Source organism: Vibrio jasicida 090810c (genome assembly GCF_002887615.1).
Classification (GTDB): Bacteria; Pseudomonadota; Gammaproteobacteria; order Enterobacterales; family Vibrionaceae; genus Vibrio; species Vibrio jasicida.
The window spans coordinates 3,057,355-3,073,986 of record NZ_CP025792.1 but is presented as its reverse complement, the minus strand read 5'-3'; the positions used below and the strand labels follow the sequence as shown (position 1 = coordinate 3,073,986).

Here is a 16,632-nt window from a genome sequence, read left to right as displayed (position 1 = left end):
TTTAGAGGTTAGTGGGATCTCACTCACGGTTATCCTGATCTTCAACCGCTAGTATGCGCCTCACGAGATAAGCCAAGCCTTTCAGGCAGCTACACTCAAACGAATCATGGTCCCTCTGACCTTGTGGCCGTACAGCGAACGCCCTACAAAAAATAATGATTTTCTGGCGGCCACCCTACTCCTTTTCATCCTTAATCATTCCAACTTATTTATTATCTTCAGCATCCATCGCCGTCAATCTTGCGCCTTGAAGAACCAATGCAGTCAGTGTGCGAACTTCTGCTGCAAGCTCATTATTCCAAGCCGACCAAATACGCGAAATATACGCATTGTTTCCTTCGCCTGGGCTCATGTAACCATCATTGAATGCGTCCGCCATTTTCTTTAGCGATTTCTCTTCGTCATCAGCCCAGTGGCCACGACTAAAGCCCGCCTCGACACACGCCAGTGCTGTTTTCGGGAAATATGGTAATGGCTTGGTCATGCCTTCAAAAAACAGACGTACTAATTCAGCAAGCAGTTGTTTCGCTTGCGCAGTGTCTGCCATTGCTGGGTAAACCAAATGCACCGCGCCTTCCTTGCGGTCATAACCGATAACGTGGGTCTTTCTAGCGTGACCAGAGGCAGACATAGCAAGATGATCAATCCATGCAGCAAGGTAATCCTGCGCACGAACTTTACCACTGCGGTAGCGAATCAACCCAGATTGATAGCATTGAGTTAACCAACCGGTTAGACGGATATTTTTTCCGTCACCAAGCACATCGAAGGTAAGGTCGATTTCTAAATCGTCTTGCGGCGCACCGGATAAGAACGCCAACTTATCCACCAGCACTTCCGCTTGCACGCGGTTGGTTTCAAACTCGATATCACCAAATGCGCCAACCGGTAATTTGCCCTGTGCGCGTTGCTCACTCATAAAGTGCTTGAGTACATCTGCTTTTGCGGACGGTTGAGTAATGGCGGTTTCGAGTAAGGTTTCTAGTAACTCATCGCGCATTTGATAGCTTTCTAAGCCGCCTAATACAAAGGGCTCGTCATCTTCCATCACAGGCAATGGCGGCTCGAACATCACTTTCAAACGGCGGTTAAAGAAATACTGAACTGGCAAACGCCAGAAGCGTTGTAATTCCACCAAGTCCAACTCGATTGGGAAGGTTGCGCCAAGCAAGTAATCATCCAATGCGCGGTTAAACTCGCCACGAGCATGACCTTGCGATTGATTGCTTTGGGTCAACGCAGCTGGAATCCACTCTTTGGCATAGCTTGAGTGAGAACCTTGGAATGCACTTGGGCTGAATGGCACCATGGCATGCACATTCACTAACTCATTGAGTAGTTTATCTCCCGAGTCATCGACAGGCTGGTCTTGATCGCTATCTAGGCAGTAGTTCTGATGGCAATATTCCATCAACTCCGACACCAGAACAGACGGCACGCGCTCGGTGTTATCTTGGATAGAACGCCCAACGTAACTGATGTACAAACTTTGCTGTGCAGACAGCACTGCTTCTAAGAATAGGTAACGGTCATCGTCTCGGCGTGAACGGTCGCCCGGTTTCGTGCGCCCTGTCATTAAGTCAAAACCTTCTGGTGGCATTGAGCGCGGGTAAACACCATCGTTCATACCAAGTAGACACACGGTTCTAAATGGGATCGAGCGCATCGGCATCAGAGTACAGAAGTTCACTTGTCCGGCAAGGAAGCGCTGGCTAACCCGTGTTCCTGACAGCTTGTTTTGTAGATACTGGCTGACAATAGAAGGCGACAAGGCATCATCAAATGCCGCATCGGTTAGCTGTTCTTTCAGTTGGCTTAAGGTATCTCGAATCGACTTGAGCGCCATTTCCCCTTCTAACTCCACAGAGAAGAAGTCATCCAACATCGCCACCAAGGTTTCACGCCATGCATCAATCGACTGAACATGGGAAAGTTTGCGGCGATATTGGCTAATTTGTTGAATAAAGTGAGCTAACTTACCAGCAAGTTCTGCGCCCATACCTTGCACTTCATTGTATGGCGAGAGGCTACCCTCTTGCGCTTCAAACAAACCGGCAGATTCTGGCATCGCGTAACCTAACAACATACGCTGGATACCAAATTGCCATGTATTTTGGCGTGTTTCTGGCAGTTCAAATTCGCTGCCCGTATGGCTATCTAGCCCCCAGCGAATGCCGGATTCTTCCACCCATTGTTTGGCTTGAAGGAAATCATCTTCGCTGAGATCGAATCGCTTCAAAATCGCCGGCGTTTCTAACAGCTCAAGTAATTCAGAAGCCAAGCAACGTGTATTCGGTAAATTAACAAGTTGCATGAAAGCCGCCAAAATTGGGCTTTCTTGATCGGCCGTTCGATCTGAAATCGAGTAAGGAATAAATCGCTCACCCGGCGCATTGCCAAACACCGCCTGAATCGCAGGGCTGTAGGCATTGATGTCTGCCACCATGACAATAATATCGCGCGGTTTCAGTGTCGGATCGGCATCGAACATCGCCAGAAGCTGATCGTGTAGCACTTCCACTTCTCGCATTGGGCTGTGGCAAGAGTGCAAGCTCACGGATTTATCACCCAAACTCACCACTTGTTTGTGCTGGCTGCTGTCGATTTGCTCGTCGTCTTGGTGTTCTTCTAAATTAAGAATGTCGGCTTGAAGGTGATGGAGCAGACTGTCTCGCTCGACATCAACAAAAGCTTCAATCTCATGAGATTCGAGCTGCGACAACAGATACATGTTATCGCGCCCAAGTTTACCCATCGACGCCAACAAGCTGTTACCTACCACATCGGTATGCAGCTCATCCACCACGTTTTCTTCTAGTGAACCTTTTAACTGCTCAGTCTCACCTTGCACTTCAGAATGGTCTTCTTGCCACACCACGTGCTGACGGTGTTTTGCTGCTAGGCGAGCTAGGAATTTACGGTCACGTACCTCACCCCAGTAATAGCGACAAGGGTTGGTAAACATCAGATGGACATCAATGTGTTCACCAATAGCTTTGAGCGCATCCATGTAACGTGGCGGCAGTGAAGAGATACCAAACACAAACAGACGCTTCGGCAGATGGTCAAAGTTACCGTTGAAGTTTTCTAGCGTATCAATGAAGTGTTCGTACAAATTGGCACGATGATAAGGCGATTGCCCAAGAGTAACCGTGTGATCGTACAACGCTTGCCACAAAACTGGCTGCCATGGGTGTTCGTCTTCAAGTTCAGGTACCGTTTGTCCGGCTTCCCAGCTTGCAATCCATTCTGGGCGATACACCAAATAGCCATCGAAGATATCAGCAATTTTCTCTGCCAATTGATACAGCTTGGAATTGTCAGTGTCGTCCTGAAGATAACGAGCCAAAGGTTCGAATGACGCTTCGTTAAGTAAACCCGGAAGCAAGTGCATCAGCTTCCACGTCATGGCTTCTTTGTTGAAGGCACTGCGCTTAGGCACATCAGCCAATACTTGGGTGAACATGTCCCAAATAAAAGTCGCTGGTAGCGGAAATTCTAAGTTTGCCGCAACACCAAACTCTTTCGCCAATTCCATTTTTAACCACTGAGACATACCCGGGCTTTGAACCAGAATTTGCTCTTTTTCGAATGGATTTTCTAATGGACTGATGCGAATCAGTTCAACAAGAAGTGATTTGAGAACATCGACCTGATTGGAGTGATAGACAGTAAACAAAGTAGGTGCACCGAATGCCAATGGAAACTGCTAGCAAGCTTAGCACAGCCACATTTATTCCTAGAGCGATCTCGATAGCTTAAATAACAAAAGGTTAGAGATTAGACAAAGTTTGAACAAGTAATCAACTGCCTGTAGACAATGACTTCCCTTCCTCACTGAGTACTCAAGGTAGATATATAAAATACAGCGGAGTTGGAAGGAAGGGATAGCTCACACCAGTGTATCCCCCCTAGCGAGCATATTGATGAAGTAAATGTTGCCTTAACACAGACACACTCGACAATATCACCCTCCTTTGGAACAAATGAGGGTGATAGTTCTTTGGACTGTAGCCGACAGGAAGCCCAGTTTTGTCATCAACTAACCAAGAGTCTGCTGGATGACACTTATCCAATTTGTAGATAAGTGGCCAAACGCTGACACCTAGGATTTCAGCGACCGCTTTGTTACTGGCTCTAAAATGGTTGTCGTTCAAGTAGTGTAAGATTTCTTCGAGAGAATACTGCATGCTGATACCGTGTCTGAGCGTGTTATTTGCGCAGCAATCGGAACACAAAAAGCAAAATGACAGCGCCGATGGTCGCAGTAATAATCCCCTCAACGCTCAACACACCTACAGCACCAAAACCAAACATTGAACCTACGTAGCCACCGACAAATGCACCAAGCACACCAAGAATGATTGTCGCAATCCAACTGTTTGAAGTACGTGTTGGTAATATCCATTGTACCAATAGACCAGCAACCAAACCTAAAACGATCCAAGCAATAATAGCCATGAAGTAATCCTTCCTATTGAGAAAGTTAACATTCTAGAAAGTTATATTTTTTATACATTAGCACTCGGTAATTTATACATTCGCGAGTGCCTAAGTCCGCCAAAGGTTATGACTTTGAGTAGGCATAGTGAAGAGAGGTAAGTTTCGAATTGCCATCATCTGCATGAGAACTCTCGCTACAATGGTTGCGGTTACTAAAGTTTGATGTATTAAAATTGTATCTAATTTTCCGCCACCCTTTTGGGGTGGCATTTTTTTATCTGCAGATTGGCTTTAGATCCCACCCTACCGATACAAAAAAAGCCTCTTGGCGAGAGAGACCAAGAGACTTTGCTTTACGAGTAAGACTTATGCGTGATGTGTTGTCATCAAGCGTGGTTGGATTAGTAAGTTATTGATGTATTGCAAACCTACGTAAGTCACCACAATCGTTGCCACAATCAATTCGATACCTGCTAGACCGCGAACTTGTTGTACATAGTGCGCTGCTAGACCATTTGCTTCCATCCAATTTGCTGTTTTGAACAGAGCCGTTGCACCAATCACCATTGGGAAGGTAAACGCTGCGTAACCTGGGCTAAATGGCAGTCTTAGCAATTTAAAGAAGGCTAAGTAGATGATGGCTGTCATCAATACCGCGATACCAAACAACAGAGCAATAATCACTGGTGAAGGTGTTGCCGTTACGGTTAGGTAACCAGCCAACGATAGGCTAGCTGGTGCCGCCATGATTGCCATGGTTGGTTTTGCTGCATCTGGGATTTCATGAGTGAACATGAAACGGTAGATCATCATTGGCAACATCACCGCGTAAGCCACCATACCGAAGACCAACGCACCGTGTGCAATAGGTGCAAGCACTGGGTTACCTGAGAAAGACACGTCTGCAACGATAATACCCACTGGTGGTACGAACCAGCTTGGCACCATGTGGTGTAGTTCGAAGTCTTTCGCGCGGTGGTACAAGAAGCTCACTAGGAACACGATATGTAGAGCTACCGCCACTAACCAAAGCACGTCACCTGCAACAGGGAAAAAGTGCCCTAGAGAATTTGAAACCACCATGGTTCCCATCGCGAAAGTTGGAACGACACTACCCACCACAGGGTGCGCAAGATCTTGTCTCAACAAATGATTGTGAAAAAGAAATTTAGTCGCCAAGATTGCTAGCAGCACGCTTGCAATACCAGCGCTAATCCACTGTCCATAGCCATGTAATTCGGCGAAGTTTTCCCAACTCCAACCTAAGCTCGCAATACCAAGAGCCAGACCCGCCATTGGGGTTGGTGCTCCCATTACTTTTGCTTTTGTTCTTTGAATCATTACGACCTCAAAATCTAGGCTAACTTTCTATGGGGTGTATATTACTCTTGCACTTCGTTCCAATATATCTAATTATTTAAAACTAACGTTCAGATAAACTTAACGGAATATCATGCCTAGTCATATCTCTCTTAAACAACTGAAAGTTTTTACTACGATCACTCAGCACAAGACGCTAACTGCGGCTTCGGAAAGCCTGTTTCTTTCTAAGGCGGCCGTGAGTATGGCGCTGTCTGAGTTAGAGAAACAAATTGGTCATCACCTATTTGACCGGGTGAACAACCGCTTAATTCTCAACCAAGAAGGACAAAAACTTTTGCCCCTCGCGGATGAACTCCTCAACCGAGCTCGGGATATTGAGAGTGTGTTCGATGGCGACCAAACCTTATCAGGGCTGCTTCGCATCGGTGCCAGTGACACCATCGGCAACCAAGTTGCACCTTACCTGTTAAGTGATTTTCGTGATGAAACGAATCACCAGTCGCAGAGTTTGTTCATCTCCAACTCTGCCCAGATTTGTGACATGTTGATCGCGTACGAACTCGACATCGCGCTCATCGAGGGCAAGACCATACACCCAGAGTTGGAATCAACGCAATTCAGTGAAGACGAAATGTGTGTAATTTGCCCGCCGGATTACCCTAACTTCGATGAAGGGCCAATCAGCCTAAACGAACTCGAAGACACAGAATGGATTCTGCGTGAGGCGGGTTCTGGTTCTCGTGAGTTCTTCATGCGAGCCATCGCTCCGCGTCTAGAACACTGGCATGAGGCTTTTCAGCTCAATACAACAGAAGCGCTGATCAATTCGGTATCTGCTGGGCTGGGTTTAGGTTGTTTATCACGCCTATCTGCAGAACCTGCAATTCGTGATGGTCGAGTGAAAATGCTCAATATGCCACTGGATATGAAGCGTCGCTTCTGGCTTTTGATCCACAAAGAGAAGTATCAAAACCCGCTCCTGCGTACATTCATTGAATTCTGCCAAGATTGGGAGCGACCAGAGAACCCTCATCTTAAAGATGGCTAGTTCGAGATAACTCGTTCACGGGAGATAGTTCAAGGCAGATAGTTCAAATGCTGGTCACTTAGTTGTACACGGCTCTCATTCTGAGGCTTGTCGCTAGACTTAATTGGTCAAAAACTGTATAAAAAGCCAGTATAAAATTTAACAAATTAACTTAGAGGACCAACCATGGCTGTAATCGTCAAGTACGTGGTAGAACGCAATGGAGAAGAGAAAATGACTTTTACCTCTAAAGCGGAAGCTGACGCATACGACAAAATGCTGGATATGGCGGACGAGTTATTCTCACTGCTGGGTAAGAGTGAACTTCTAGAAGACGAAGGTAAGCAAGAAGATCTTGCAATGTACCTTGCGCAAAACAAAGAAGAAGTGCTTTACGCTCTAGGTGCAAAACGTAAACCTGCACCAAAAAAAGCAAAGAAGCTTGAAGCTGTTGAAGAAGATGGCGAGCAAGAAGACGCTGCATAAGCCTCTCATTTGTTTAGAAAAAACGTCGCATAATGTGGCGTTTTTTTATGCGTTGCATTTATCGCTATATATCTCTGAGAATATAAAGAACCGATTTAATATCCCAAATTGCTCTAAATTTCATGTTGCAGATTAGTGTGACTTAGATCTAATCTAAATGGGCACGGTGATGGGGTGCCACCGGAATTGAAAGATTCGAACCGCTTTAAAGCTAATGACTCCTACAGAAACGAAAACAGGTCAGCCCTGTTGGAAATGCTTTCACCTATATTGTGAAAGCAAGAGTTCTGTAGTGAGCAATTCAACTCTTCTCCAACCCCGCTCCTGTTTTCTCAAAAATTAAAAAGATATCCAAAATAGTTGTTAACTCAACAAGGCGACAAACGCGTGAGCCTCCTGAACATAGTTTTTCTATCTGATGGAGCGAATAAGAGCAGTCAACGCCGTTGAGTCTGACCAATATGCCGGATATCGTACACTGGGAAAACATTATGCAATACTCACACGAAATCCAATCAATGTGCCCGATTCAACGCGGCGATCTTCATGCATCTGCACCGATCCCTGTTGAAGGCGCAATGATCAATCCAAAAGACGTTATCGCGATTTCTGGTCTTAGCCACGGCGTTGGTGCTTGTGCTCCTCAACAAGGTGCAGCAAAACTGACCCTTAACGTCAAAAACGGCATCATCGAAGAAGCTTTGATCGAAACGATCGGCTGTTCAGGCATGACTCAATCAGCCGCGATGGCCGCAGAAATCCTAACTGGCAAAACCATTCTTGAAGCACTGAATACCGACTTGGTATGTGATGCTATCAACGTCGCGATGCGCGAAATCTTCCTTCAATTTGTTTACGGGCGTACTCAATCTGCTTTCTCTGAAGGCGGCTTGGAAATTGGTGCGGCACTGGAAGACCTTGGTCAAACTCAACGTAGCCAAGTGGGTACTAGTTACTCAACTAAAGCAAAAGGCGTGCGTTACATGGAGTTGGCTGAAGGCTACGTAACAAAACTCGCACTAGACGAAAACAAAGAAGTGATTGGTTACCAATATCTCAACCTAGGCAAGATGATGAAAGCCATCAACGAAGGCGTATCTGCAGCAGAAGCCGCAGAGAAAGCAACGGGGACTTACGGTCGTTTTGACGAAGCCGTATCTACCATCAACCCACGCCAACAATAATTGCCACCAAGAGGAAAGAGATTATGAACACTCCAATTACTGAATCTGTACGTCGCACATTAGACGAAATGCAACTTTCTTCTCTGGAAGAGGCATACCAATACTGTATGGATCGTGGTATCGACCCTAAAGCATTGGTGATGGACACTCAACCTATAGCGTTTGAAAGCGCTGCCGATGCCTACACACTGGGCACTGCTTTGGCGATTTTCCGCGGTGCAAAAACAGCGGAAGAAGCTGCAAACATCATCGGTGAAGGCCTTCAAGCCTGCACAAAACCAGGCAGCGTGGCAGAGCAGCGCCGAGTGGGTATCGGTCACGGCGCATTGGCGGCTCGTCTACTGAATGAAGAAAGTGGCTGTTTCGCTTTCCTTGCGGGCCATGAGTCATTCGCAGCGGCAGAAGGCGCAATCAAAATCGCATTGAACGTGAACAAATCACGTAAAAATCCGTTGAAAGTTATCCTAAATGGCTTGGGGAAAGACGCCGCTTACCTAATCTCACGCATCAATGGTTTCACTTACGTACGCACTCAATACAACTACCAAACTGGTGAGTTAGTCGAAGTAGAACGTCGCCGTTTCTCCCAAGGTCCACGTGGTGAGATCCTTTGCTACGGTGCAGACGATGTGCGTGAAGGCGTGGCTATCATGCATAAAGAACAAGTGGATGTGAGCATCACAGGTAACTCAACCAACCCGACTCGCTTCCAACACCCTGTAGCAGGTATCTACAAAGCGGAACGTAACCGTGAAGGCATGCCTTACTTCTCAGTTGCATCAGGTGGTGGTACTGGTCGTACTCTACACCCTGATAATGTGGCGGCAGGTCCTGCATCCTACGGCATGACAGACACTATGGGTCGCATGCACGCCGATGCGCAATTCGCGGGTAGCTCTTCAGTACCAGCACACGTCGCGATGATGGGCTTCATCGGTATGGGCAACAATCCAATGGTAGGTGCAACGGTTGCACTTGCAGTAGAGGTCGGTGAGCTAAACCTCTAAGTCGATTTATCGCTTTACTATCCAAAGCCAGTAAATCCAACAAACCCAGTGTAGGGGGAGTGACTTCGGTCCTCCCCTTATTTTTTTGCGATGCCCTCTTCTCCAACGTCACTGTGTCTCTGCCCAAAATCGGTCTGATAAGGCTTTTGCGACACATTTCTCATCAGACAAACATATCTCTAAAAAGACAAAAGGTATCCATCTACAGACTTTCTCCATTTCCCCTCTTTAAACTCCCCAACACTCTCTTTATGATGGCTGACAACTTAATTATTTCTTGTCAGTGAACAGACGAGACACAAGACTCAACACATGGAGATCAACTATGGCTTTCTTCTCTCTAGCCTTTGGTACGGCAACTAAAAACCGCGACGGCAAAATCATCGAAGCGTTTTTCCCAAACCCAGTTCTTAACCCAAGCGAAGCGCTTGTTAACGCACTAGCAGCAGTAGCAGGTTACAAGCAAGGCAACCAAGCTATCGAGATCTCTGCAGCACAAAGCGCAGAACTGGCAGCAGCATTTGAAGCAAACGGCAATGCAGCAAACGCATCTTTCGCAGCAAAAGCAGCAGAATCGGCACAACCACTTGTACTGGTTATCCTTGCAACTGACGAGCAGCCACAAAGCGTTGCTGAAGGTTTCCTAAAACTTCAACTTATCTCTAACCGCCTAGTTCAACCGCACGGCACGGTACTAGACGGCATCTTCGGTCTACTACACAACATCGCATGGACTAACGAAGGTCCAATCGATCTACCTGAACTAGCAGAGCGTCAAATCGAAGCTCGCCTAGCAGGTCGTGCACTAAGCGTAGATTGCGTAGACAAGTTCCCTAAAATGGTGGACTACGTGGTACCAACTGGTGTTCGTATCGCTGACACTTCTCGCGTACGTCTTGGCGCACACGTTGGCGAAGGCACAACGGTAATGCACGAAGGCTTCATCAACTTCAACGCGGGTACAACTGGCGTGAGCATGGTTGAAGGTCGTATCTCTGCTGGCGTAGTGGTTGGTAACGGCTCTGACATCGGCGGCGGCGCATCTATCATGGGTACGCTATCTGGCGGCGGTAAAGTTGTGGTTTCTATCGGTGAAAACTCTCTATTAGGCGCGAACGCAGGTCTTGGTTTCCCAATGGGTGACCGTTGTACTATCGAATCAGGTCTGTACGTAACTGCTGGTTCTAAAGTACGCATGCTAGATTCTGCAGGCCAAGAAGTAGAAGTAGTGAAAGCACGCGACCTTGCTGGTGTTTCTGACCTACTGTTCCGTCGTAACTCTGTAACAGGTCAAATCGAGTGTCTTGCTAACAAGAGCGCGGTTGAACTGAACAGCGAACTGCATAAAAACAACTAATTCATTCGTGAATTAGCCCTACGAAAAATCCCCCAGCAGGAAACTGTTGGGGGATTTTTTATTGCCTGATAGATGGCACATTGTTACGACATGGCGTGTGACGTAATACTGAGCGTTTCAAACACCCAATTTTTAGAACTTTACTTGTTCAGAAAGTTCACTGCTTTATCAGGGAAGTCAGTAAACAAACCATCCACTTTCACCTGATTGTAGAAGACATCCATCATGCCATCGAAGCTGTCAGTATAAGCAGGAATACGCCCTGGATCCGCTCGGAAAGTATAAGGATGAACTTGCAAACCTGCGTCTTTTGCCGCTTTCATCAGAGGTTTGATGATGATGTTATCCTTGGTTGATTTGTCATCCACCAACATTGGCTTCCAAGGGCCAATTCCTTCCGCGTATTTTGCAACCTTCTTCATTCCATTGGCTTCAAACATCCAGTCATAACTGTATGGTGTTGCCTTGTCGCCTTTGTACTCCATGGTTTCGTTCCAGTCGGTGTAAGCCATGAGCTGAACGAGCTTTAAATCCATGTCCATTGCAGGCATGAGCTCACTGTTGATGCGTTGAAGCTCATTCGCATCAAAACACTGAAGGTATACTTTGTCGTCTTGCGAATCGTAACCGTACTGCTTTAAAACGTTAAGCACCGCTTTTGAGATGTCTTTACCTTCATGGCGATGGAACCAAGGCGCTTTAATTTCTGGGTAGATACCGATGTCATAACCCAGTGTTTTATTTAAACCTTGGATCAACTCAATCTCTTCCGCAAAAGTAGGAACGGTAAAATCTGATTTCCACATTGGGAATCGTGTCGGATAACCAGCAACCTTGTTACCTTTATCATCGATGTTAAAGCCTTCAGTGACTCGCAATGATTTGATTTCTTCCAAAGTGAAATCAATCGCGTAGTAGCGACCATCTTTACGAGCACGGTCTGGGAATCGCTCAGCCACATCGGTCACGCGATCGAGGTAATGATCATGCAATACGACGAGTTGATCGTCTTTGGTCATCACCACATCTTGCTCGATGTAGTCCGGCTTCATTGCATACGCAAGAGCTTTTGCTTCTAACGTATGTTCTGGCAGATAACCCGATGCTCCTCGGTGCGCGATAACAAGCGGTTGTGCTACCGCTCCAGCCGAAATGCCGAGAGCGAGAATCGTCATGCAAATTGACGTTGTTTTCATTGTTCTTTCCTTAACTTATTGAAGGAGCAATATTCCACCGCCCCTTTAATGTTTTATGACGCCAATGCTTCTTTCTCACGTGCTTTTTGTTCGTGATGAGCGCGTTCACCCAAGAAAGCGTAAATCAAGCAGATAATAGAGGTAATACAAGACCCGACAAGAATGATGAACCCACCATCCCAACCGAAGTGGTCAACGGTGTAACCAAGAATAGCGTTCGCAGCAACAGCGCCACCTAAGTATCCGAATAACCCGGTCAAGCCAGCGGCAGTACCCGCCGCTTTTTTAGGAGCAAGCTCTAGTGCATACAAACCAATCAACATCACTGGGCCGTAAATCAAGAAACCGATAGCCACCAGCGCCATCATATCGACGGCTGGATTACCTGCTGGGTTAAACCAGTAAACAAGCACCGCAACCGTGACAAGAACCATAAATAAGATGCCAGCAGGGGCGCGGCGACCTTTAAACACTTTGTCAGAAATCCAACCACACAATAACGTGCCAGGAATGCCAGCCCACTCGTATAGGAAGTAAGCCCAAGAAGATTTATCTACTGAGAAGTCTTTTGCTTCTTTTAAATACACTGGAGCCCAGTCCAACACACCGTAGCGGATCAGGTAAACAAACGCATTCGCGATCGCAATTGACCACAACAATTTATTAGAAAAGACATACTTGAAGAAAATCTCCTTCGCACTCATTTCTTTCTCATGAGACTTGTCGTAATCGTCTGGGTAGTCGTCTTTATACTCTTCAATTGGTGGAAGACCACAAGATTGAGGCGTGTCTCTCACCGTGAACCAAATGAAGATAGCAACGAGCGTGGCAAAAAATGCAGGTACATAGAAAGCGGTGCGCCAATCGTCGTTAAATGCCCAAAGACCAAGAATAAATAGTGGACCAATTAAACCACCACCTACGTTATGCGCCACGTTCCAAACCGATACGATCTCGCCACGTTCTTTACGTGACCACCAGTGAACCATGGTTCGACCACAGGCAGGCCATCCCATACCTTGGAACCAACCGTTTAGGAACAATAGAATAAACATCGCAGTAATGCTGCCCGTAGCCCAAGGCATAAAGCCGAAGCAGAACATCACAAGCGCAGACATTAATAGGCCGCCACTTAAGAAGTAACGAGGGTTAGAGCGGTCAGAAACACTGCCCATTAAGAATTTTGATAAACCATAGGCAATAGAAACTGCAGCTAAAGCAACACCTAAGTCACCACGGCTAAAACCTTGTTCAATAAGGTAAGGCATCGCCAAGCTAAAGTTTTTACGAACTAGGTAGTAGCCGGCATAGCCGACAAAGATGCCGATAAAGAGTTGCCAACGTAAGCGGGAATAAGTGCTGTCGATCTTATCGGACGATAAGCGATCGATGTGCGCCTTAGGTTTGAATATTCCAAACATAGGAACCTCATTAATATTGTGAGCGATGGTAGGGAGCATTAAATCGCGAACGAGCAAAAAGCAGTTTCGTTCGAAAGTAGTTGCATTCTATGAGATTCGATTTTTATTTCTGTGACAAATGTTGCATAAGGATTAAATTTCAGTAAATACATAAAATTAGAGACATTTAGTTAGACTATGCTTCCACTTTCCCCAGATTTCGTTACTGTTCGATTTTGTCTTAATAAGAAACAAATGCCTAATACCTGTATAGATTGAAGTTAAAACGCGCAGAGAACAAAACAAAAATAGGAATTTACCAAAACATATGCGATTTATAGCTGTGTTTTCCTTCTTAACGACCCGGTTCAATATAGGCTTGCCTTCCAAATAGTTAAGCAGCATTAAAACTAAAACCACTCCCAGAAACCAATAAGCAACAAAACGAACACAAAACACACCACGTTTAGTTTCTTTTTCACTCCAAAAGATGCGCCATTTAACAAAAACAGGCGTGTAAATTAACAATTTCATGTTCAAACGCTCAATTTTACAGCGCGTTTATTTTCGAATTCTCTCATGCATGCACAATTGCACGTGCTAGATAAACAAGTAACTAAAGGATTATTAACATGACAGCAAACAAATCCCCCTCTTTGCTCGGAGAATGTTTAGCCGAGTTCATCGGAACAGGACTGCTTATCTTCTTTGGTGTGGGCTGTGTTGCAGCACTCGTGCTAACAGGAGCAACATTCGGACAATGGGAAATTAGTATTGTCTGGGGCTTCGGCGTTGCCATCGCAATTTACTGTACTGCGGGCGTATCCGGTGCACACATCAATCCAGCCGTCACCATTGCACTTGCTATGTTTCATGGATTTGATAAGGCGAAAGTTGTGCCTTACATCATTGCTCAAATGCTCGGCGCGTTTTGCTCTGCGGCTTTGGTGTACAGCTTGTACAGTAATCTATTTACTGATTACGAAATCGCACACAACTTCGTTCGTAGCAGCCAGGACGCATTAGCGACGGCGGGCATTTTCTCGACTTACCCACATGCTTCTCTCTCTTTCTTTGGCGCTTTTGCTGTGGAATTCGTGATTACTGCAGTGCTAATGTTCGCTATCTTAGCCCTCGGTGATGAGAACAACGGCGCACCTCGCGGCGCAATGAACCCTCTACTGATCGGTATTCTCATTGCAGTTATTGGTGGATCTCTTGGTCCACTTACAGGGTTTGCAATGAACCCTGCACGTGACTTCGGGCCTAAACTGTTCGCCTACTTCGCAGGTTGGGATTACGCCTTGAGCGGTGCTCGCGATATTCCTTACTTTATCGTCCCTATGTTCGCTCCAATTGCAGGTGCATGTTTCGGAGCTTGGTTATACCCAAAAGCCATTGCTGTTCACCTACCATCTCAAGGCCATGGATGCACAATTCCTAACCAATGCGAAACCGAAGAAGAAGCCGAACAGGCTCGTGCTTAACTCCAGAAAAACAAACAACTCGTACAAATCTAATAACGAAATAAAAGGACTCTTACCATGACTGAGCAAAAATACATCGTTGCCCTCGACCAAGGTACGACAAGCTCTCGCGCTGTAATCCTCGACCATGATGCGAATATTGTGAGTGTCGCTCAACGAGAATTCACTCAGATTTACCCAGAGGCAGGATGGGTTGAGCATGACCCAATGGAAATCTGGGCAACACAAAGTTCAACTTTGGTTGAAGCACTAGCAAAGTCTGGTATCCGAAGCGACGAACTAGCAGCTATTGGTATTACTAACCAACGTGAAACTACGATTGTATGGAACAAAGAGACTGGCAAACCGGTTTACAACGCAATCGTGTGGCAATGTCGCCGTACTGCCGATATTTGTGAAGAATTAAAAGCGCGCGGACTAGAAGATTACGTTCGCGACAACACTGGCTTGGTTCTAGACCCTTATTTCTCTGGTACAAAAGTGAAGTGGATTCTAGATAACGTTGAAGGTGCGCGCGAAGAGGCTGAAGCAGGCAAACTGCTGTTCGGTACCGTTGATACTTGGCTGGTTTGGAAGATGACTCAAGGCCGTGTCCACGTAACGGATTACACTAACGCATCTCGTACCATGTTGTTCAACATCAATGACCTATGCTGGGATCAGAAAATGCTGGATGAGATGGGCATTCCAGCTTCGATGATGCCAGAAGTCAAACGCTCATCAGAAATTTACGGTCAAACTAACATTGGTGGTAAAGGCGGTACTCGTATCCCAATTGCAGGTATTGCTGGAGATCAACAAGCAGCACTTTACGGACAAATGTGTGTAGAAGCAGGTCAAGCGAAAAACACCTACGGCACGGGTTGTTTCTTGCTGATGAACACGGGTGAAGAGAAAGTCACTTCAAAGAACGGCCTACTGACTACTCTTGCGTGCGGCCCTAAAGGCGAACCGGCATATGCGCTAGAAGGTGCAGTATTTATGGGCGGCGCATCAATTCAATGGCTACGTGATGAGATGAAGATCTTGGCTGGCGCTGAAGATTCAGAGTATTTTGCAACTAAAGTTGATTCTTCAAATGGTGTCTATGTCGTGCCAGCATTTACGGGCCTGGGCGCACCATATTGGGATGCTTACGCTCGCGGTACAATTGTCGGTCTAACTCGTGGCGTGAATGCAAACCATATTATCCGCGCAACATTAGAAGGTATAGCTTACCAAACTCGTGACGTTCTAGATGCAATGCAAGCTGACTCTGGTATCAAGCTCGCGAACCTTCGTGTCGATGGCGGTGCGGTCGCAAATAACTTCCTAATGCAGTTCCAATCTGACGTGCTTGATACCGAAGTGCACCGTCCACAAGTGACTGAAGTAACGGCGTTGGGTGCTGCTTATCTAGCGGGCTTAGCCGTTGGTTTTTGGGAAAGCATTGACGAGTTGCAAGACAAAGCAGTGCTTGATCGCACTTTCGAACCACATCACGACGAAGAAAAGCGCAATCGCCGTTACAAAGGCTGGAAGCGTGCTGTTAAGTGTGCACAAACCTGGTCGGAGCTTCACGACGACGAAGACTAATTTTCTACTATCGTTTGACGTTTCTTGACAAACGACTCCCCCTAATAATAAAGAGCGCGAATTCAGCGCTCTTTTTTTTGCGCCTGATCGCGTAATCCTTACTCCCTTTACTTCTCACTTCGCGCTAATTCGAGCACAATAGAGTGA

At 46.3% G+C, this 16,632-nt stretch carries 13 protein-coding genes and 1 riboswitch; of the genes, 7 read left to right on the top strand and 6 right to left on the bottom strand.

From position 1 onward, the window contains the following. Positions 1-205 precede the first annotated feature (205 nt). From recC to C1S73_RS14630, 4 genes are all read right to left on the bottom strand, one after another. Entirely contained in the window at positions 206-3,679 is a 3,474-nt protein-coding gene (gene recC / locus C1S73_RS14640) for an exodeoxyribonuclease V subunit gamma (protein ID WP_038866064.1), read from the bottom strand. A gap of 232 nt (positions 3,680-3,911) precedes the next feature. Further along, positions 3,912-4,190: a hypothetical protein gene (locus tag C1S73_RS27785; protein WP_125459483.1), complete on the bottom strand. Its 279-nt coding sequence runs from the start codon at positions 4,188-4,190 to the stop codon at positions 3,912-3,914. Between the two features lie 22 nt (positions 4,191-4,212). Further along, entirely contained in the window at positions 4,213-4,461 is a 249-nt protein-coding gene (locus C1S73_RS14635; RefSeq protein WP_038866048.1) for a GlsB/YeaQ/YmgE family stress response membrane protein, read from the bottom strand. 348 nt (positions 4,462-4,809) lie between these two features. After that, entirely contained in the window at positions 4,810-5,784 is a 975-nt protein-coding gene (locus C1S73_RS14630) for a TDT family transporter (RefSeq protein ID WP_038866047.1), read from the bottom strand. A 112-nt stretch (positions 5,785-5,896) separates the two neighbouring features. Here C1S73_RS14630 and C1S73_RS14625 point away from each other — a divergent pair, with 112 nt between their 5' ends. The 5 genes from C1S73_RS14625 (at position 5,897) to dapD (ending at position 10,827) form a co-directional block, all read left to right on the top strand. Continuing rightward, positions 5,897-6,814 carry a LysR family transcriptional regulator gene (locus C1S73_RS14625; protein WP_005427361.1) on the top strand — a complete coding sequence of 306 codons (918 nt, stop codon included), beginning with the start codon at positions 5,897-5,899 and terminating at the stop codon, positions 6,812-6,814. 165 nt (positions 6,815-6,979) lie between these two features. Then, positions 6,980-7,279 carry a YebG family protein gene (locus C1S73_RS14620; protein WP_038866044.1) on the top strand — a complete coding sequence of 100 codons (300 nt, stop codon included), beginning with the start codon at positions 6,980-6,982 and terminating at the stop codon, positions 7,277-7,279. Between the two features lie 156 nt (positions 7,280-7,435). Continuing rightward, a riboswitch (Fluoride riboswitch) is annotated at positions 7,436-7,510 on the top strand. Between the two features lie 260 nt (positions 7,511-7,770). Then, positions 7,771-8,463, top strand: a complete 693-nt coding sequence (locus C1S73_RS14615) for an iron-sulfur cluster assembly scaffold protein (RefSeq protein WP_038866042.1) — start codon at positions 7,771-7,773, stop codon at positions 8,461-8,463. Positions 8,464-8,486: 23 nt separating this feature from the next. Then, a complete protein-coding gene (locus C1S73_RS14610) occupies positions 8,487-9,470 on the top strand; it encodes a GGGtGRT protein (RefSeq protein ID WP_038866039.1) in 984 nt (327 codons plus the stop codon). Between the two features lie 325 nt (positions 9,471-9,795). Beyond that, the gene (gene dapD, locus C1S73_RS14605; RefSeq protein WP_038866037.1) at positions 9,796-10,827 is read left to right on the top strand and encodes a 2,3,4,5-tetrahydropyridine-2,6-dicarboxylate N-succinyltransferase; all 1,032 of its coding nucleotides are present in this window, start codon (positions 9,796-9,798) and stop codon (positions 10,825-10,827) included. A gap of 140 nt (positions 10,828-10,967) precedes the next feature. On the opposite strand, the gene glpQ is transcribed toward dapD, so the two are convergent. Both glpQ and glpT read right to left on the bottom strand, forming a co-directional pair. Beyond that, a complete protein-coding gene (gene glpQ, locus C1S73_RS14600) occupies positions 10,968-12,023 on the bottom strand; it encodes a glycerophosphodiester phosphodiesterase (protein ID WP_038866034.1) in 1,056 nt (351 codons plus the stop codon). A gap of 53 nt (positions 12,024-12,076) precedes the next feature. Next, positions 12,077-13,444 (bottom strand): glycerol-3-phosphate transporter, encoded by a 1,368-nt coding sequence (gene glpT, locus C1S73_RS14595; protein ID WP_038866032.1) that lies wholly within the window; start codon positions 13,442-13,444, stop codon positions 12,077-12,079. Between the two features lie 611 nt (positions 13,445-14,055). On the opposite strand from glpT, the gene C1S73_RS14585 reads away from it, so the two are divergent. Both C1S73_RS14585 and glpK read left to right on the top strand, forming a co-directional pair. Further along, positions 14,056-14,910 carry an MIP/aquaporin family protein gene (locus C1S73_RS14585; RefSeq protein WP_038866027.1) on the top strand — a complete coding sequence of 285 codons (855 nt, stop codon included), beginning with the start codon at positions 14,056-14,058 and terminating at the stop codon, positions 14,908-14,910. A 57-nt stretch (positions 14,911-14,967) separates the two neighbouring features. Then, positions 14,968-16,485: a glycerol kinase GlpK gene (glpK, locus tag C1S73_RS14580; protein ID WP_038866025.1), complete on the top strand. Its 1,518-nt coding sequence runs from the start codon at positions 14,968-14,970 to the stop codon at positions 16,483-16,485. Positions 16,486-16,632: the final 147 nt, after the last annotated feature.